The 19024-nt window shown below is 58.3% G+C and carries 17 protein-coding genes; 11 read left to right on the forward strand and 6 right to left on the reverse strand.

Annotated features, from left to right (window positions below; translation table 11 throughout):
• The 4 genes from metG to ACWF8S_RS08705 all read right to left on the reverse strand — a co-directional run bounded on the left by metG (position 1) and on the right by ACWF8S_RS08705 (position 4730).
• Positions 1–2037, reverse strand: coding sequence for a methionine--tRNA ligase (gene metG / locus ACWF8S_RS08690; protein WP_447556466.1), 2037 nt, complete (start codon positions 2035–2037; stop codon positions 1–3).
• 125 nt (positions 2038–2162) lie between these two features.
• Positions 2163–2444, reverse strand: a complete 282-nt coding sequence (locus ACWF8S_RS08695; RefSeq protein ID WP_447556467.1) for a hypothetical protein — start codon at positions 2442–2444, stop codon at positions 2163–2165.
• A gap of 109 nt (positions 2445–2553) precedes the next feature.
• A complete protein-coding gene (locus ACWF8S_RS08700; protein WP_447556469.1) occupies positions 2554–3735 on the reverse strand; it encodes a 1-acyl-sn-glycerol-3-phosphate acyltransferase in 1182 nt (393 codons plus the stop codon).
• 47 nt (positions 3736–3782) lie between these two features.
• Positions 3783–4730, reverse strand: coding sequence for a recombination-associated protein RdgC (locus ACWF8S_RS08705; protein ID WP_447556470.1), 948 nt, complete (start codon positions 4728–4730; stop codon positions 3783–3785).
• A 223-nt stretch (positions 4731–4953) separates the two neighbouring features.
• Between ACWF8S_RS08705 and ACWF8S_RS08710 the strand changes: the two genes are divergently transcribed.
• The 11 genes from ACWF8S_RS08710 to ACWF8S_RS08760 all read left to right on the forward strand — a co-directional run bounded on the left by ACWF8S_RS08710 (position 4954) and on the right by ACWF8S_RS08760 (position 17882).
• Positions 4954–5382 (forward strand): acyl-CoA thioesterase, encoded by a 429-nt coding sequence (locus ACWF8S_RS08710; protein ID WP_447556471.1) that lies wholly within the window; start codon positions 4954–4956, stop codon positions 5380–5382.
• A gap of 205 nt (positions 5383–5587) precedes the next feature.
• A complete protein-coding gene (locus ACWF8S_RS08715) occupies positions 5588–5806 on the forward strand; it encodes a DUF2945 domain-containing protein (protein WP_447556472.1) in 219 nt (72 codons plus the stop codon).
• Between the two features lie 33 nt (positions 5807–5839).
• Complete coding sequence (locus tag ACWF8S_RS08720) at positions 5840–6169, forward strand: DUF3140 domain-containing protein (RefSeq protein WP_447556473.1); 330 nt, start codon at positions 5840–5842, stop codon at positions 6167–6169.
• A gap of 321 nt (positions 6170–6490) precedes the next feature.
• The gene (gene gyrA, locus ACWF8S_RS08725) at positions 6491–9205 is read left to right on the forward strand and encodes a DNA gyrase subunit A (protein ID WP_447556474.1); all 2715 of its coding nucleotides are present in this window, start codon (positions 6491–6493) and stop codon (positions 9203–9205) included.
• The gene (gene serC / locus ACWF8S_RS08730; RefSeq protein WP_447556475.1) at positions 9189–10292 is read left to right on the forward strand and encodes a 3-phosphoserine/phosphohydroxythreonine transaminase; all 1104 of its coding nucleotides are present in this window, start codon (positions 9189–9191) and stop codon (positions 10290–10292) included. Before gyrA ends, serC begins: the two co-directional genes overlap by 17 nt.
• A gap of 5 nt (positions 10293–10297) precedes the next feature.
• The gene (gene pheA, locus ACWF8S_RS08735) at positions 10298–11389 is read left to right on the forward strand and encodes a prephenate dehydratase (RefSeq protein WP_447556476.1); all 1092 of its coding nucleotides are present in this window, start codon (positions 10298–10300) and stop codon (positions 11387–11389) included.
• The gene (locus ACWF8S_RS08740) at positions 11386–13674 is read left to right on the forward strand and encodes a bifunctional prephenate dehydrogenase/3-phosphoshikimate 1-carboxyvinyltransferase (RefSeq protein WP_447556477.1); all 2289 of its coding nucleotides are present in this window, start codon (positions 11386–11388) and stop codon (positions 13672–13674) included. Before pheA ends, ACWF8S_RS08740 begins: the two co-directional genes overlap by 4 nt.
• Positions 13671–14360 (forward strand): (d)CMP kinase, encoded by a 690-nt coding sequence (gene cmk / locus ACWF8S_RS08745; protein WP_447556479.1) that lies wholly within the window; start codon positions 13671–13673, stop codon positions 14358–14360. The genes ACWF8S_RS08740 and cmk overlap by 4 nt, the downstream gene beginning before the upstream one ends.
• Positions 14361–14554: 194 nt before the next feature.
• Positions 14555–16234 (forward strand): 30S ribosomal protein S1, encoded by a 1680-nt coding sequence (gene rpsA, locus ACWF8S_RS08750; protein ID WP_447556480.1) that lies wholly within the window; start codon positions 14555–14557, stop codon positions 16232–16234.
• 290 nt (positions 16235–16524) lie between these two features.
• Positions 16525–16902 (forward strand): histone-like nucleoid-structuring protein, MvaT/MvaU family, encoded by a 378-nt coding sequence (locus ACWF8S_RS08755; RefSeq protein WP_447556481.1) that lies wholly within the window; start codon positions 16525–16527, stop codon positions 16900–16902.
• Positions 16903–17501: 599 nt separating this feature from the next.
• Positions 17502–17882, forward strand: coding sequence for a hypothetical protein (locus ACWF8S_RS08760; RefSeq protein WP_447556482.1), 381 nt, complete (start codon positions 17502–17504; stop codon positions 17880–17882).
• On the opposite strand, the gene ACWF8S_RS08765 is transcribed toward ACWF8S_RS08760, so the two are convergent.
• Both ACWF8S_RS08765 and yacG read right to left on the reverse strand, forming a co-directional pair.
• Positions 17854–18726, reverse strand: coding sequence for a DNA replication terminus site-binding protein (locus ACWF8S_RS08765; protein WP_447556484.1), 873 nt, complete (start codon positions 18724–18726; stop codon positions 17854–17856). The genes ACWF8S_RS08760 and ACWF8S_RS08765 overlap by 29 nt on opposite strands.
• 9 nt (positions 18727–18735) lie before the next feature.
• Positions 18736–18966: a DNA gyrase inhibitor YacG gene (gene yacG, locus ACWF8S_RS08770; protein ID WP_447556485.1), complete on the reverse strand. Its 231-nt coding sequence runs from the start codon at positions 18964–18966 to the stop codon at positions 18736–18738.
• Positions 18967–19024 lie beyond the last annotated feature (58 nt).

A 19024-nucleotide genomic window follows, 5' to 3' on the forward strand; every position in this document is an offset into this window, starting at 1 on the left:
TCAAGCCACCCGTTGCCCCGGTTCAGCGCCGCTATCCGGCGACATCAGGTAAATACCTTCATCGTCGCCGGCGGCCAGCACCATACCTTCGGAAATCCCAAAGCGCATCTTGCGCGGGGCAAGGTTGGCCACCATCACGGTCAGGCGGCCCTCGAGCGCCTCCGGCGAGTAGGCCGAGCGAATGCCGGAGAAGACGTTACGGGTTTCACCGCCAAGATCCAACGTGAGCTGCAACAGCTTGTCGGCGCCTTCCACGTACTGCGCCTTGACGATCCGGGCGATGCGCAGGTCCACCTTGATGAAGTCGTCGAAGCTGATTGCGGATGCGATGGGCTCCTTGGCAAGCGGGCCCTTGACGGACTCCTTGAGTTTTTGCTCTTCCACGAGATCCTCCTTTGACGCCTCGATCATGGCGTCGATCCTGTCGCGCTCGATACGCGTCATCAGGGGTTTGAATTTTTCGATGCAATGGTCGGTCAATACCGTCTGGCGGCTCTCCCAGTCGAGAGAGTCGATCCCCAGAAAGCGCGTTGCCTCGGCGGCCATGGCGGGCACGACAGGCGCCAGATATACCATCAGCTGGCGGAAAAGGTTGATGCCCACCGAGCAGATGTCCAGCACTTCCTGGTCGCGCCCACCTTCCTTGGCCAGCGCCCAGGGGGCCTGATCGGCAATATAGGTGTTGGCCTCGTCGGCAAGCTCCATGATCTTGCGCATCGCCCGGCCGAACTCGCGGGCTTCGAAGTCAGCGGCGATCTCTTCGCCCATGGCAATGAAGCGGGCCACCAGCTGCGGTTCGGCGCAGTGGCTTGACAGCGTGCCGCCGCCGATCTTTTTCACGAATCCCGCGCAGCGGCTGGCAATATTGACCACCTTGCCCACCAGGTCGGCATTGACCCGGGCAGCGAAGTCATCCAGGTTCAGGTCGAGATCGTCGACCCCGGCGCTGAGCTTGGCAGCGAAGTAGTAACGCAAGTACTCCGGATCGAGATGATCGGCGTAGGTTGCGGCCTTGATGAAGGTGCCGCGGGATTTGGACATCTTGGCCCCGTCCACGGTCAAGAAACCGTGGCAGTTCACCGCCGTGGGAGTGCGAAGGTCCGCCCCGTGGAGCATCGCGGGCCAGAAAAGTGCGTGAAAATAGACGATGTCCTTGCCGATAAAGTGATAGACCTCGGCGCTTGAATCCTTTTCCCAGAAGCTGTCGAAGTCGATGCCTTCACGCTCGCAGAGATTCTTGAAGCTCGCCAGATAGCCGATCGGCGCGTCGAGCCATACGTAGAAGTACTTGCCCGGTGCATCGGGAATTTCAAAACCAAAGTAGGGCGCATCCCGAGAGATATCCCACTCGTTGAAACCGGACTCGAACCACTCCATCAGCTTGTTGCGGATCTGCGGTTGAACGTGACCCTCGCTGATCCAGCTTTTCAGAAACTCGGTAAACTCGGGCAGTCTGAAGAAGTAGTGGGTGGAGCTTCGAACTTCGGGCTTGGCGCCGGAAATGGCCGATACCGGGTCGATCAGGTCTGCCGGCGTATAGGTGGCACCGCACTTTTCACAGTTATCGCCGTACTGATCTGGCGTTTGGCACTTCGGGCAGGTGCCCTTGATGAAGCGATCCGCCAGGAAGAGTCCTTTGACCGGATCAAACATCTGCTCGATATCGCGGGTGGCAATATGGCCCTTGTCGCGCAGGCGCTTGTAGATCAGCTCGCTGAAGTAGCGGTTCTCTTGCGAATGCGTGGAATGGTAGTTGTCAAACCCCACGCCGAAACGCGCGAAGTCGGCCTGATGGTTGCTGGAGACGCGCTCGATGAGCGCTTCCGGCGAAATGCCTTCCTGCTCGGCGCGCAGCATGATGGCGGTGCCATGCGCGTCATCGGCACACACGTAGTAGCAGCGCTGCCCGCGGCTTTTCTGAAAGCGCACCCAGATATCGGTTTGAATGTACTCGAGCAGGTGGCCCAGGTGGATGTCGCCGTTGGCATAGGGGAGAGCGCTGGTCACCAAAATATTGCGCGGGGCAGAGTTTGACATGGTCAGGAATACTTCCGGTTAGCCTGTAACAAGTAAAGTCGGCGAAGGGTGAATGCACTTCGCCGATCACGATGTTCGCTGGGGGTGAAGACGCCGGGCGCTTCTCGGCAAGAGCGCGACCCGGGTCAGTAAAGGGCTTGCTCTTCCTGCACGACCTCCCTGAGAAGCTCCAGAAAGAGCTTGTCCGCTTCGGAGTGTTCGGCGGGGTCTTCGGGGATGTGCACACTGGTGGTGTCGGATATCTCGTTGGCAATGCGTGCCATGACCGCAGGACCAGAACCGTCGCCAAGCTCGTTTCGGGCGATGGCAAGTGACTGCTTCAAGATCTCCGGGTCCTGTAGCAGTTTGCGAATGAATCCACGCAGTTCGTTGATCATGCGGGTTTTTTGAATTTCGGATGCAGACATGGGGCGCTCCTTGAGCCTTGCTTGAAAGCAAGGTCTGAACCATACAGTGATTGCCTTGACCATAGCACTTTTTGATAAGCCCGGCATGGGCGAGCGCTTGAAAATTGGCTTAAACGCCCAGCCGGCCGGCCTTGTGCTTGACCGGATTGGCGTACTGATTGAGCCAGTAGGGCCTGAGTGGCTCGGGCACGCTTGCCAGGCGTTCCTTGAAGCGCGCCCGGTCCTCCCGGGTAATCGCCTTGCGGGCCACGAGTTCCGGTGCCTCGCCCAGCGCTTCCAGGGCCAGGTAATGGCTTGGGAACAGCCGGTAGCCGCCAATCACCTGGCGGTCGATCTCGGCGGCCACTTCATCGGGGGTGGCCATATCCACGCCCACCGGCTGGCCAAAGCGCAGCTGCACGCGTCCCTTGGAGCCTGTGATGCCGGCAACAATGGAGCGAATATCCTCGAACTCGCTTTTGGCGTAGCTGCCTTTGGTGGCTACATCAAAAAGCTCCTGGGCCTTTTGCACATCGCAGGGGTCGTACTCGTAGCTGATCGAGACCGGCACCAGCTTGAGTTCGGCAATTGCCTCGCCGAAGACGAAGTCTCCTGGTTCATTGCGCTGGGCCATGGTCAGCATCTTGATGATGGCGGGGTCGGTGCGGTCGATGCCGTTTTTCGCTCGTCCTTCGCGCTGGGCCATCCAGATGGAATGGTTGTCCATGGTGATCGAGTGACGGATATAGCCCGAAAGCTGCTGGTAGGCCGCCAGCATCGCGCGCTTGCCCCGAGCGCTTCGTGGCACGATGAAGCTCTTGTTGAGCCGCATCAGGTCGGTCACGTAGGGCTTTTTAAGCAGGTTATCACCGATGGCGATGCGCACCGTGTCCCGGTCTGCGGCGTAAAGCGCGTAATTGACAAACGCCGGATCCAGCGAGATATCCCGATGATTGCCGATGAAGAGATACGCGCTTTGCGGGTCGAGCTTTTCAAGGCCGGATACCTCGAAGGCATCGGTCGTGGTGCGTATCATGCGTTCCATGTAACTGGCGATACGCATCTGGAAATCGCGCACGGAGGCGACGTTTTCGACCTCGCGACGCACCGCTCGCCCGGCCAGCACGCGAGCAAGCGCCGGCGCCCATCGGGCAAGACGGGGTAGCCTGAATCGTGTCAATGCATCCAGTAGCTCGCTATCGCGACTGAGTCGCGTGAGCACGTCTTTTACCTCGTGATCCATGTAGGGCCGAATCGCGGCCCAGGGGTCGTCGGTTGAGGCGGCATTAAGGACGTTATTTTGGTCAGTCATGCGATCCGTTGTTATGAAAGTGAGCCAAGTCGAGTGATATCAGACAGCTAGTTGTGCAAGGCATCCTGCGTGGCGTTGGGCTCTTTTTGTGCCTCGCCGCCCAGCCACTCCAGTAGCCTGGCGATATCATCCGACAGCGACTGCGCCATCAAGATGAAGTCGGTCTCAAGGCGCGCCAGCGCGTCGTCGCCATCATCGGCGTGATCCGCCTCCTCGATCAAGGCATCTCCAAAGCGCAGCGATTTAAGAGACAGATCGTCGTGAAGCACCAGACTTAGCCGCCCTTCAAGGCCGAGGGCGAGCTTGCTGGCCTGGCGGCCGCTCTCCAGCAGATTCTGGATCTCGTCGCTATCCAAGTCCACCTGACGGGCGCGCAGGACGCCGTCATCACCCTTGGCCTTGAGTTCGACCTGATCGCCTAGCTGCATGTCCGTCGGGCGGCTTGCTGCATCGCCAAGCCAGGTCGTCATGGCGCGAATCGGCAGGGTCTGTGAGGTGACCGGGGTCACTTTCAACGTCCCCAGCGTTTCGCGCAGTAGATCCAGTATCTCCTCGCAACGGCTACGTGAGCTGGCGTTGATGCCGATCAGCCGGCGCTTCGTGTCCCACCATAGATCCACCTTCTGACTGCGTACGAAGGCGCGGGGCATCAACTCCTCGGTAATCTGCTCCTTGAGCGTGGTCTTCTCCTTGCGCGTCACCTTGCGCGCCTCGGCTGCCTCGATATCGGCCACTTTCTCGTCGAGTTCTTCCTTTACCACCGACGCCGGCAACAAGCGCTCCTGGCGCAGGGCGGAAAGAAGCCGGTGGCCCTGGATCTCGTGAAGCAACTGGCCGTTACCCAAGCGACCTGCCGGCGCCGTCCACCCCAGCCGACGGGCATCGGCGCCCCCCAGCGGCCTGGCAGCGTAGGGCTCGAGGGCACTTTCCAGCGCGTTGCCGTCGAGCTCGAAATCGCCGTGGAGACGATACAAGTGCAGGTGCTTGAACCACATATCACCGATCCTATTCAAAAGGGGGCACATTATGGCGAAACGGGACTCGTCCTGCCAGCCTCTTGCACCAGACTACCTATATTGCATACGTTTTAAACCTGTGTTTGATTACGTGCGTGTCATTGGGCGGCTCACGTCGGCCCCATGTTCGGGGACAGCACAAAGTGCAAGCCTGCGTCCTGTTTACCCACTGAGGTTTGTCTATCTACAAGGGAGTCTTTCGATGTCGTCTTCACTAACCCGGGTCGATCTTCGCGTACGCGGTTACCACCTGGATGGTTACGGTCATGTCAACAACGCGCGCTATCTCGAGTTCATGGAGGAGGGGCGCTGGGCGTTTTTCGACGATCACGCCGAGCTCATGCGTGAACTCCACGCCGCCGGACGCGCTTTCGTGGTGGTCAATCTCAATATCGATTACAAGAACGCCGCGGTACAAGGCGACGATCTAAGCGTGCTCACCGGTATCATCGAAGTGAGTGAGCGAAGCGCGCGTTGCCATCATCGGATCAAGCGCGCGGACGGCAAGGTGGTGGCTCAAGCGGATCTCACCTTCGTGCTGCTGGATATGAAAACCAACAAGGCCAGCGCGATCGAGGGCGACGTTCATGACGCGCTGAGCAAGCTCTGCGTGGACAAGGACGCCTTTTGATTCTGAGGCCTTTATATAGGCCTTGCGACTGAAGACATCGTACCCGAAATCTTTCTGTCCATGGCCTCTGCGCTCTATCAAGGCTCTGGTGCGCGGAGGGTTGCCAATCCAGCGAAGCTTAACTTGTGTTAACTGGAATGCTCTACCAGACTCTTTTTCATCGACGCGAGTGGGTCGGTGAGCGTCACGACAGGGAGGTAGCGAAATGAGTGGGCATTTTCGTCAGCGTCAACGGGTCAAATGGAAGTGGGGCAGTCACTGGGCGGAAGGAAAAATCACCCGAAAATATATCCAGAAAGTCACTCGGCGCCTCAAGGGTAGCGATATTACCCGTAATGGCACAGAGGAGGAGCCCGCCTACCTGATCAAGCAGGACGATGGCGACCGGGTACTCAAGCTTCACAGCGAATTGCGCAAGGCATGAAGCAGTGACTCAACGTTTTAAAAGGAAGTAAGGATGAGCGACGACAAGGAATCGATCTACCGGGATTTTTACCAAAGCGTCAACATGGCGCCCAAGGAACTCGAGCAGTGGCTTGAAACCGACGAGTCTAAATCGGTGGGCGATAGCCAGGGCGGCGAGTCCACCGGCCATCAGTCGGGGCGGCGCATTGTAAAGATCAAGCGCACGCGCAAGGATGAACTTGACGATAACGATTACGCGCACATGAAAAAAGTGAACCAGTATGTGGCGCGACATCTCAAGCAGCCGCCCCAGAAGGAAGATAAGGAGACCTCGCGCTGGCGCTATTCGCTGATGAACTGGGGTCACAACCCTCTGAAATAGCGCATCGTCTTCCCGCCTCCTTGCATCATCGACGCGGTCTGAACCCCGTGTTTCGCGTCATTGCCGGGTAGAAAATGCGCTTGCATTCCGCCAGGTTCAGGCCGACGTCCCTGTTTCTTCCCTCTGTGTTGTTTTTTTCATCGCCCGCATCGCCTCTGTTGTTGCGCATCAACGCTTTGGCGTGCTCGCTGACTGCCCTTGCTGCTTATGCGGTGGTATGATGTAGGGGTATGTGCGCTCGCCCGGTAATTCACTATCAGGGCGGTATTCAAGCGCTTTCAACTCTCGCAGTGCCAATGCAGTGCAAAGGATCTGACTTTCATGGGTGACATCGCCAGAGAAATCTTGCCCGTCAATATTGAAGACGAGCTCAAGCAGTCGTACCTCGACTATGCGATGAGTGTCATTATCGGCCGTGCGCTGCCTGACGTGCGCGACGGCCTGAAGCCGGTGCATCGTCGCGTTCTGTTCGCCATGCACGAGCTGAGCAATGACTGGAACAAACCGTACAAGAAGTCGGCGCGTGTCGTCGGCGATGTCATCGGTAAATACCACCCGCACGGCGACAGTGCGGTCTACGACACGATCGTTCGTATGGCCCAGCACTTCTCGATGCGCCACGTGCTGGTGGACGGTCAGGGCAACTTCGGCTCGATCGACGGCGACAACGCCGCCGCCATGCGTTACACCGAGGTGCGCATGGCGCGCCTGGCCCACGAGCTTCTGGCGGACCTGGAAAAGGATACCGTCGACTGGGTGGACAACTACGATGGCACCGAGCGGATTCCCGAGGTGCTGCCTACCAAGGTTCCCAATCTTCTGATCAACGGCTCTTCGGGCATCGCGGTGGGCATGGCCACCAACATTCCGCCGCACAACATGCGCGAAGTGATCGACGGTTGTCTGGCGCTGATCGATGACTATACCCTCACCATCGATGACCTGATGCAATACATCCCGGGCCCGGATTTCCCCACCGCCGGTATCATCAACGGGCGTGCGGGTATTCTTGATGCCTATCGTACCGGGCGGGGACGTATCTATGTGCGTGCTCAGCACACCATCGAGCACCACGACAAGACCGGCCGTGACCATATCATCATCACCGAGCTTCCCTACCAGGTGAACAAGGCGAGACTGATCGAGAAGATCGCCGAGCTAGTCAAGGAAAAGAAGATCGAAGGCATTGCCGAGCTGCGTGACGAGTCCGATAAAGACGGCCTTCGGGTGGTCATCGAGATCAAGCGCGGCGAGTCCGGTGAGGTGGTGGTCAATAACCTCTTCGCCCAGACTCAGCTTCAGAACGTGTTCGGCATCAACATGGTGGCGCTGGAGAACGGCCAGCCCCGTACGTTGAACCTCAAGGAAATGCTGGAAGCGTTCATTCGCCATCGCCGCGAGGTGGTGACCCGGCGTACGCTGTTCGAGCTTAAAAAGGCGCGCGAGCGTGGCCATATCCTTGAAGGCCTGGCGGTGGCCATCTCCAATATCGACGAGGTGATCGAGCTGATCAAGGCCTCGCCCAACGCCGCCGAGGCGCGGGAAAAACTTCTGGAACAGGTATGGCAGCCAGGCCAGGTGACCGCGATGCTCGAGCGCGCCGGTGCTACCTCCTGCAAGCCCGACGACCTCGATGAAGGCTTCGGTCTCAACCCCTCGGCGACCGAATATCGGCTTTCACCGGCCCAGGCCCAGGCGATCCTCGAGCTTCGCCTGCACCGCCTGACCGGCCTGGAGACCGAGAAGCTCCTGGACGAGTATCTCTCGATTCTTGAGCGCATTGCCGAGCTGACCCAGATTCTCGCCTCTCCGGATCGTCTGATGGAAGTCATCCGTGAAGAGCTTCACGCGGTACGCGATCAGTTTGGCGACGACCGGCGCACGGAGATCCAGGCAAGTCATCTGGATCTCTCCATCGAGGACCTGATCGCCGAAGAGGACATGGTGGTCACGGTCTCGCGCTCGGGCTACGCCAAGACGCAGCCGCTTTCCGACTACCAGGCCCAGCGCCGCGGCGGTCGCGGCAAATCGGCCACCTCGATGAAAGACGAAGACGTCATCGAGCATCTGCTGGTGGCCTCGACCCATGATACCGTGCTGCTGTTCTCCAACCGCGGCAAGGTGTACTGGCTCAAGGTCTACGAAATGCCCAACGCCAGCCGTGGCTCGCGAGGCAAGCCGCTGGTCAACATGCTGCCGCTCAGCGAGGGCGAGGCGATCAACGCCATCCTGCCGGTGCGCGATTACGATCCGGATCACTACATCTTCTTTGCCACCGCCAAGGGTACGGTCAAGCGTACCAGCCTCGAGCAGTTCTCGCGTCCGCGCAGCGTGGGCCTGATCGCCATCGACCTGGAAGAGGACGACCGTCTGGTGGGGGCGGCGATCACCTCGGGCTTTGATCACGCCATGATGCTTTCCTCCAATGGCAAGGCGATTCGCTTTGAAGAGTCCAACGTGCGCGCCATGGGCCGTACCGCTCGCGGCGTTCGCGGCATGCGCCTTCTGGACGGGGCGGAAGTCATCAGTCTGATCATTCCCAAGAGCCAGCAGATCGACTCGGAGGCTGACGCCGAAACCGAAACCGGCGATGAAGTGGTCGAGCCGGTCGAAGCGCAAGCGGAAGGCCAGATCTATATCATGACCGCCAGCGTCAATGGTTATGGCAAGCGCACCCGTCTCGAGGAGTTCCCCCTCAGAGGCCGTGGTGGCCAGGGCGTGATCGCCATGCAGACCAGCGAGCGTAACGGCGAACTGGTCGCGGCCATGCAGGTCTACGATTCCGATGAGATGATGCTGATCACCGACCGGGGCACGCTGGTGCGTACCCGTGTAGAGGAAGTTTCCACCACCTCGCGGAACACCCAGGGCGTGATGCTGATTCGCCTGGGCAAGGAAGAGAAGCTGGTGAAGACCGTGCGCGTCGATGAGCCTGGTGAAAGCCCCGCCGAGGAGCTGGACGAGGTGATCGAGGCGCAGGATGAAGCCATGGATAGCGGTGAAGAGGGCAAGGGGCAAGATGACACGTCACTATAACTTCTGCGCAGGGCCCGCGGCCCTGCCTACAGCCGTTCTAGAGCGCGCCCAGCGGGAGATTCTGGATTACCAGGGGCGCGGCCTCTCGGTAATGGAAATGAGTCATCGAAGCGATGAGTTCATTGCCATTGCCCAGAAGGCCGAAACGGATCTTCGCAGGCTATTGAGCATTCCGGATAACTACCGGGTGCTTTTCCTGCAGGGCGGGGCAAGCCTGCAGTTCGCCATGCTGCCCATGAATCTGTTGGGACAGGGCGGGCGCGCCAACTTCATCCAGACCGGCATCTGGGGCAAGAAGGCACTCAGCGAGGCCAGACACCTGGGCTTTGACTGCCATGTGGCGGGCAGTAGCGAGCCAAACGGCCATATCGAGGTTCCATCGATGGAGAACCTCTCGATCAGTGACGATGCCGCCTATATTCATTACACCGCCAACGAAACCATCGGCGGGTTGGAGTTCGACTACACTCCAGCGCTCAAGCGCCTTGATGGCGTGAATGTGCCGCTGGTCTGCGACATGTCCTCAAGCATTCTTTCCGGGCCCATCGACGTGACCGATTTCGGCGTCATCTACGCCGGTGCTCAGAAGAATATCGGCCCGGCAGGGCTTACGCTGGTGATCGTACGTGACGATCTGCTCGGCCGCGCGACGGCCTCGACGCCCACGCTCTTTGACTATCAAAAGCTTGCCGAGGCGGAGTCCATGGTGAATACGCCTCCCACCTACGCCTGGTATCTCTCGGGACTTGTGTTCGAGTGGCTCAAGGATGAGGTGGGCGGGCTCGAGGCGATGGATGCGTTGAACCAGCGCAAGGCCGACAAGCTCTATCGCGCCATCGATGAAAGCGCCTTCTACTCCAACCCGATCGCCAAGCGCAACCGTTCGCGGATGAACGTGCCTTTCGTACTGGCCGATGATGCACTGGATTGCGTGTTTCTGGACGAGGCCGAAGCGGCGGGGCTTTTGAATCTCAAGGGTCACCGCAGCGTAGGCGGGATGCGAGCCAGTCTTTATAACGCCGTGCCGGAAGCCGCCGTGGATGCATTGATTGCATTCATGCAAGATTTCGAACAACGAAAGGGCTAGTACCTATGTCAGACACGCCGATCAATTTGGACGAGTTGCGCCAACGCATCGACCAGCTCGATGAAGATATCGTGCGTTTAATCAGTGAACGGGCCACGTGCGCTCAGAAAGTAGCTCACGTGAAGTTGGCGGACGATGAAAACGCGGTCTTCTATCGGCCCGAGCGTGAGGCTCAGGTATTGCGGCGGATCATGTCGCTCAACCAGGGCCCGCTAGATGCTGAAGAAATGGCGCGTCTGTTCAGAGAGATCATGTCGGCGTGTCTGGCGTTGGAAAAGCCCATCAAGGTCGCCTACCTGGGGCCGGAAGGTACTTTTACCCAGCAGGCAGCGCTCAAGCATTTCGGCGACAGCGCAGTCAGCCTGCCCATGGCAGCCATCGACGAGGTCTTTCGCGAGGTAGAGGCCGGCGCGGTGAACTACGGCGTGGTGCCGGTCGAGAACTCCACCGAAGGCGTGGTGAATCACACCCTCGATACCTTCATCGACTCCTCGATCAAGATCTGCGGTGAAGTCGTGCTGCGTATTCACCATCATCTACTGGTGAGTGAAAATACCCGCCGCGATAAAGTCACGCGTATCTACTCCCACCCGCAATCGTTTGGCCAGTGCCGCAAGTGGCTTGACGCCCATTTCCCCCATGCCGAACGAGTACCGGTCTCCTCCAACGCCGAGGCAGCGAAGCTCGTCAAGACCGAGTGGCACAGCGCAGCCATCGCCGGGGACATGGCGGCCAAGCTTTATGGGCTGACCCACATCGCGGAAAAGATCGAGGACCGTCCGGATAACTCGACCCGGTTCCTCATCATCGGCAGCGAAAGCGTGCCGATATGCGGCGAGGACAAGACATCGGTGGTGGTGGCCATGCGCAACCAGCCCGGTGCGCTTCACGACCTGCTCGAGCCGTTTCATCGCCACGGCATCGATCTTACCCGGATCGAGACACGCCCCTCGCGTACCGGCGCCTGGAACTACGTGTTCTTTATCGATTTCAAGGGACACTGTGATGAACCAGGTGTTGCCTCCGTACTCGAGGAAGTGAAACAGCGCGCGCTGGAACTTCGCGTTCTAGGCTCCTACCCCCAGGGCGTAATGTGATCGAGCGAGTATTCCCCGTTAAAACGGACGGTGTCTGTCAGGAGCCGCGTCTTCTGATTGTAGGGCTTGGACTGATGGGCGGCTCGTTGGCCGCCGCGCTTAAACAGAACGGTTTCAGCGGACGCATCGTTGCCTGCGACCCGAGTGCCGACGAGATTGCGCTGGGCATCGAGAAAGGGTTGATCGACGAGGGCGGCTGCGAACTCGACAAGCTTCTGGACGATGCATCGATGATCGTGCTGGCGGTGCCGGTGCTGGCCATGGAACCCGTCATGCAGACCCTCAAGGCGGGGCTTTCGGCGGCGGCGAACAACGTGGTGATTACCGACGTCGGCAGCACCAAGGGCACGATTCGCGACTGCGTGAAACGCGTATTCGGCGCGCTGCCTGCCAATATCGTGCTGGGCCATCCCATCGCCGGCTCCGAGAAAAGCGGCGTCGACGCCGCCGACCCTTCGTTGTTCGTCGATCACAAGGTCATCTTGACACCCGAGCCTGACGTGAATGAGACAGCGCTGGCCCGAGTGGAAGCGCTCTGGCAGACCTGCGGTGCCGAAGTGCTTCAGATGAGCGTCGATCGCCACGATCAGGTACTTGCCCGTACCAGCCATCTGCCGCATCTGCTGGCGTTTTCCCTGGTGGATACGCTGGCCCGTCAGGACGAACGGCTGGACATTTTCCGTTACGCAGCCGGCGGCTTTCGCGATTTTACCCGTATCGCCGGCAGCGATCCGGTCATGTGGCGGGATATCTTCATCGCCAATCGTGACGCGGTGCTGGCTTCGCTCGACGACTTCGAAACGGGGCTGGCAACGCTTCGCCACTCGATCGAGAAAGGCGACAGCGATGCGCTGATCGCCACTTTCGACCGGGCCAGTCATGCGCGGCGCTACTTTGGAACCTTACTCAGCAAAACCAGTTACCAGGCGGAATATCATATGCAACCTCACGCAAGCGTTACTTACCGTGTCAAACCCGGTGGCCAGGCCCGGGGCCGCCTGCGCGTTCCCGGCGACAAATCCATGTCGCATCGCTCCATCATGCTCGGGGCGCTGGCCGAGGGCGTAACCGAGGTGAAGGGCTTTCTGGAGGGCGAGGATAGCCTGGCCACGCTTCAGGCGTTTCGTGAAATGGGGGTGGCCATCGAAGGCCCCCACCAGGGGCGAGTGATCATTCACGGAGTGGGGCTGCATGGATTGAAGGCTCCCGGCGGGCCTTTGTACGTAGGTAATTCCGGCACCGCCATGCGACTTTTCGCGGGGCTTTTGGCCGGCCAGGCGTTCGATAGTGAATTGACTGGTGACGAGTCGCTTACCAAGCGCCCCATGGGCCGTGTGGCGGACCCGCTGCGCCTGATGGGGGCCTCGGTCGAAACCGCCGAGGGCGGACGTCCGCCGCTTCTCATCAAAGGCAGCGCCAGACTCAAGGGCATCGATTACGACATGCCCATGGCCAGCGCCCAGGTAAAATCCTGTCTGCTGCTGGCCGGCCTGTATGCCGAGGGCGAAACCCGGGTGCGCGAGCCTGCCCCCACGCGGGATCACACCGAGCGTATGCTCAACGGCTTCGGCTACCCTGTGCAGCGCGAAGGCGATACCTGCTGGCTGGAAGGCGGGCGTCGACTGACAGCCGGGCCCATTGATGTACCTTCGGATATCTCGTCGGCGACCTTCTTCCTGGTGGCGGCGGCGATTACCCCGGGGGCAGATATCACTCTCGAGCATGTCGGCATGAATCCCACGCGAATCGGGGTGATCAATATTCTCACCCAGATGGGCGCTGATCTCTCTTTCGACAACCAGCGCGAGGTCGGTGGCGAGCCGGTCGCCGATATCCGTATCCGCTACGCGCCACTTTCAGGTATCGACATACCGGTCGACCAGGTGCCGCTGGCCATTGACGAGTTCCCCGCGCTGTTCATTGCCGCCGCCAACGCCCAGGGTACGACCCGCCTTCGCGGCGCCGAAGAGCTTCGCGTCAAGGAGTCCGACCGCATTCAGGCCATGGCCGACGGGCTTGCCGTTATCGGGGTGGAGCACAGCGTGGTGGACGACGGAATCGATATCGTCGGCCGGCAGGAGGGCAGCGCGACGGCCCCCAACTATCCGGGCGGCACCGTGGATAGCCTGGGCGATCACCGTATTGCCATGGCCTTTGCCGTTGCCGCGTTGAGGGCATCCAGCGAAATGGTGATTACCGACTGTGCCAACGTGGCCACGTCCTTCCCGGGCTTTCTGACTCTTCTGGAGCGTATCGGCATGAGTGCCGAGGAGGTACAGGAATGACCGCTTCGATTCCTGTATTGACCATCGACGGCCCCGGTGGGGCCGGCAAGGGCACGATCAGCAGCCTGATTGCCGAACGTCTTGGCTGGCATCTGCTGGATAGTGGAGCGCTTTATCGCCTCACTGCTCAGGCGGCAATGAAGCATGGCGTAGCCCTGGACGACGAGCCTGCCCTTCAACGTCTTGCCACGAACCTCAGCGTTACCTTTCCCGTCGAGGCCGGTGCGCCCCGCACGCTATTGGAAGGCGAGGACGTCACCAAGCAGATCAGAACCGAACAAGCCGGCGAACGGGCGTCAAAAGTGGCGTCATTGCCAAGCGTTCGTCAAGGACTGCTCAAGCGCCAGCGCGATTTCTGCCAGGCCCCGGGTCTGGTGGCCGATGGTCGCGACATGGGTACGGTCGTGTTTCCCGGGGCGCCCTTGAAGATATTTCTGACCGCCAGTGCCGAGGAGCGCGCCCGCAGACGCTACCAGCAGTTGCGTGAGGCCGGGGTGGATGCTAGTCTGTCGAGTCTTTTAAAGGAGATTCAGGCACGCGATGCACGCGACATGCAGCGCAGTGTGGCTCCTCTCAAGCCGGCAGATGATGCCATTACGCTTGATACCACGCGCCTGAGCATACCGGAAGTGGTTGATCAGCTAACCCGCTTGCTGGCCCGAAAAGGGCTCATCGACGGACACTGACTCTCCCTTGCGGCGTTTTCGGGAAAGTGTCACGACGTGGCAGGGCGGCAGTTCATATGATCGTTCATATCGGAGAGCCCGGTCAGGTCCAACCAGCGCTAACACCCCTGAAAGCTGAGTTACATTAGGCCCGCACTCGCTGGTGGTGCGGAGAAGGCATTTATGCCTCAACAACGTAATTACGTAGGAACACCATGAGCGAAAGCTTTGCTGAGTTGTTTGAACAGTCTCTTAACGACATCAACATGGAGCCAGGCGCTATCGTCGCGGCCCAGGTTGTCGACATCGACGGTGACTGGGTTACTGTCAACGCTGGCCTGAAGTCCGAAGGTCAAATCCCGGCGTCTCAGTTCCGTGACGAGAACGGCGAATTGAACATTGCCATCGGCGATGACGTTCACGTTGCCCTCGAAGCGGTTGAAGACGGTTTCGGTGAGACTCGTCTGTCTCGTGAAAAAGCCAAGCGCGCTGAAGCCTGGAAGATTCTGGAAGCAGCCTTCGAGAAAGACGAAATCATCAAGGGCGTTATCAACGGCAAGGTCAAAGGCGGCTTCACCGTCGAAGTTGACTCGATCCGTGCCTTCCTGCCGGGTTCTCTGGTGGATGTTCGTCCGGTTCGCGATACTGCGCACCTGGAAAACAAAGAGCTGGACTTCAAAGTCATCAAGCTTGACCCGAAGCGCAACAACGTTGTCGTTTCACGTCGTGCGGTTCTGGAAGCAGAGAACAGCGCCGAGCGCGAAGCGCTGCTGGCGACTCTGCAGGAAGGCCAGCAGATCAAGGGTATCGTCAAGAACCTGACCGATTACGGCGCGTTCGTCGATCTGGGCGGTGTTGACGGCTTGCTGCACATCACCGACATGGCTTGGAAGCGCATCAAGCATCCGTCTGAAATCGTGGCCGTAGGCGACGAGATCAACGTGAAAGTGCTCAAGTTCGACCGCGAGCGCAACCGCGTATCGCTGGGTCTCAAGCAGCTGGGTGAAGACCCGTGGGTCAACATCAAGGACCGCTACCCGGAAGGCACCAAAGTACACGCAGTGGTTACCAACCTGACCGACTACGGCTGCTTTGCCGAGCTTGAAGAGGGTGTCGAAGGTCTGGTTCACGTTTCAGAAATGGACTGGACCAACAAGAACATCCATCCGTCCAAGGTCGTTCAAGTGGGCGACGATGTTGACGTCATGGTGTTGGATATCGACGAAGAGCGTCGTCGTATCTCCCTGGGTATCAAGCAGTGCACCGCCAACCCGTGGGAAACCTTCAACGCTGAGTACAACAAGGGCGACCGCGTTTCCGGTACCATCAAGTCGATCACCGACTTTGGTATCTTCATCGGCCTTGAAGGCGGTATCGACGGTCTTGTACACCTGTCCGATATTTCCTGGACCGAGACCGGCGAAGAAGCGGTTCGCAACTTCAAGAAAGGCGACGAAGCCGAAGCCGTCATCCTCTCCATCGATCCTGAGCGCGAGCGTATCTCGCTGGGTATCAAGCAGATGGATTCCGATCCGGTTGCTGAATACCTCTCTGTGAACGATAAAGGCAGCATCGTGACCGGTCGCGTTGTCGAAGTTGACGCAAAGGAAGCGCACGTTGAGCTGGCAACCGACGTTATTGCCGTACTCAAGGCCTCCGAGATCAGTGCTGACCGCGTTGAAGACGCGCGCAACGTGCTGAACGAAGGCGACAGCGTGGAAGCTCGTATCGTGAATGTCGATCGCAAGAGCCGTCAGATCAATCTGTCGATCAAGGCGAAAGAGCAAGACGATACGCGTCAGAACCTCAAGAAGCTGCGCGAGCAGGATTCCGAGACCAGTGGTGGAGCCACTACCATCGGTGATCTGATCAAGCAGCAGATGGGCCAGGACTAAACGTCCAGGCTTTATCTCTAAAACGCCACCCTCTGGGGTGGCGTTTTTTTATGTTTAATTTTTGTCTGAAATACACACAAGACATTAAAGGTTTAATTTTCTTGGCCATTAAGTTTAAACTTTTAACGTATTTGCCTATAAAAAAAGCGGTTAGTATTTAGCTTAAAATCGACTAGACTATTGTCAATTAGATCAATTAAAGCAATAATATCGTCGCATCAGGACGCGTGGGCGAGGATTTAGGATAAACTTCGCTGCTCCGTCTAATCTCAGTTACGAAGGAACGCCCCATGTCACTTCTCAATGAATATATCCAGAAAGAGCAGCAGTTAAAACAGCTGCAGGAAGATCTGCAGCGCCTGGAAGGCGATCAGCGTCTCAAGAGTGAGCTTGAGTTCAAGTCCAAACTAGAAGCATTAATGAACGAGTTCGGTAAACGCCCGAGCGACGTTATGGCTCTGCTGGATCCTTCCAACGATCAGCGCAGCAGTGCACCTAAAGCCGCCGTTTCCACTAACCGTCGAAAGCGCCGTCTCAAGGTATACAAGAACCCGCATACCGGCGATGTGATCGAGACTCGTGGCGGTAATCATAAAGGGCTGCGTAGCTGGAAGGACGAGTACGGCGATGAAACCGTAGAGTCCTGGCTCGAGCCGCAGGACAGCTGATGCATTCACCGGTGCCTTGTCAGGGCACCGGCCCTTTTGCAAAAACGTAATATTGCAACAATATGGTTTCAAGATCGAACTTCAGTGATCGCAATGCCTGCGTTGGTTGCGCCATCGCCAGCCAGCTCCTTTTCGAATAACACGATACTTGAACCAAATGTTACTGACAGCGTCATAGACGTGTTGTTTTTGGTTTAGCTGCATTGACCTTTTCCCGTGTTGCGTCTTGGCAAACCATAATGGCTACCGCTGCTCAGGCGGGTTGTTTGCGCTACAGTCGTTAAACGATTCCAGGAAAGGGCAGGCGTCTTTCTACCAGACCCTGCATATGCGCACCATACACTGCCTGAATCCTGGCATAGGGTTTAAACGTTTGCGCTCTTGAGGGCTCGATGGATTTATTGATGTTGGCGGTTATCTACTGACCGTGCAAAGTTACTGTGAGGCTAGTTTGCTGTTGTACCGTACCCAGTGCGCAGAGCGACAGCAATCCGTCGCTTCAATGTTTAATTTGCCATTGCATTCAAGTTAACCGTTTGTGCCGTGCTTAAAAGGCAGAAAACGTCTCTTTCCTTAAGTAAGGTGTAAATGACAGATCAATGAAATATCAAAAGGCACATAAATACGTGGATGAGCGTGAAAAGCTGCGTAAGTTTCGTGAACTGGACGACGCCTTTGCTCAAGCGCTGCGCCAGCTGGAAGATCCAAGCAACAGTTTTGATATTCCTACCGGGCCGCCGGTGCGCTCACTACAGGATCTGGAAGACCAGGACAAGGCAAGTCAGGCCCAGGCGCGTGAACACTTGTTCGGTGAGCGTCTAGGCGTGCTTTGCGCCGAATACGGCTATTCAAGTGACACTGTCAAGTCGCTGGTCGAGACGCTTTTGACCTACGGCCGCTGGGCACTGGATGAAACACCGCCCATCACTGAGCCTTCGCTTCATTCAGACCTCAGCGGTAGCGATAAATCCGCAGACTAGGTAAAAACGGCTCGGCCTCGAGTTTTTCGTCGCGTCGTTTTGCCCGGGTTCGCGGGCCAGGTATCTGAGTCACAGGGGCTTTGATATGCGGCAGACGCGCCTCCGGGGCGGGCACTAACAAAGGCATGGCGATATTGAGCGCCTGGCGTGTGTGCCCATCAAGAAGTGGCTCGGTAAAAAATAGATTGGCCCGCATCAAGGGTGCCTGCGCCTGGACCTGAGCGAGCGTTTCGCCGCTGGGAATACCTGCAAGCTTGCCAAGCTGGATACGGATGTGAGGCGCATCGGTATCGAATTGCAGCAGTTTCTTTTCTGCTTCCTGGACACTGAGCTTCTTGATCGAACGTCCACTTGTGTACCACGCCAGCCGCACCCTCGATACCGGCGCAGGGGCGATGGGAATATGTCGCCAGCACTGTTTCAAGTGAAGGCGCGCCATGCCGCTTTTACGCAACACGTCATCCACATGGGGGTGGCGCTCCGGCAGGCGCAGCTTGGCCTGGGTCAACGCGGCAGGCGAGAGTGCCTTTATCCGGCTTATCAACGCGCTGATGGCGCTTTTGGCCTGGTTGACGGCAGTGACGGCGACCAGCAGGTTTTCATCCGCCGCGATAACGGCAATATAGTTGCGCGTCTCGCGCCCGTCCTGGCCTTCCACGTGCCACATATCCATCAGTGCCTGACGAAACCAGGACGAGTCATGCACGGATGATTCCAACTGCCAGGTAAGCGGCGAACTCTCTTCATAGCGCGTGGCGGCTTTATCAATGGCATCCATCAGCGCATCGAACAGCGCATCAAGCTCATAAAAAAGATGATACGCCGTGGGCTCGGAGCTACTCATTGTTCGCCTTCAGGAGAGAGGAGCATCTTTGTCCGCCTGGGCCAGCAGCGTTTCAATATCGGCCTCGTCCATGGCCGATTCGCCACCAATGCGGTGGGACTCATCCGCCCAGGCACCCAGGTCCAGAAGCTGGCAACGCTTGCTGCAAAATGGGCGGTACGTGCTTTCAGGCGCCCAGGCGACCTTGGTATTGCACTGTGGGCAGGCTACTTCAAAGGGAGAATCGTTAGCAGGTGACATAAAACTCCTACACGGTAAAACTTGGATTTCAACAAAGATTCAATATCGGCAAAACTTG

The organism is Vreelandella xerophytica (assembly GCF_968048975.1).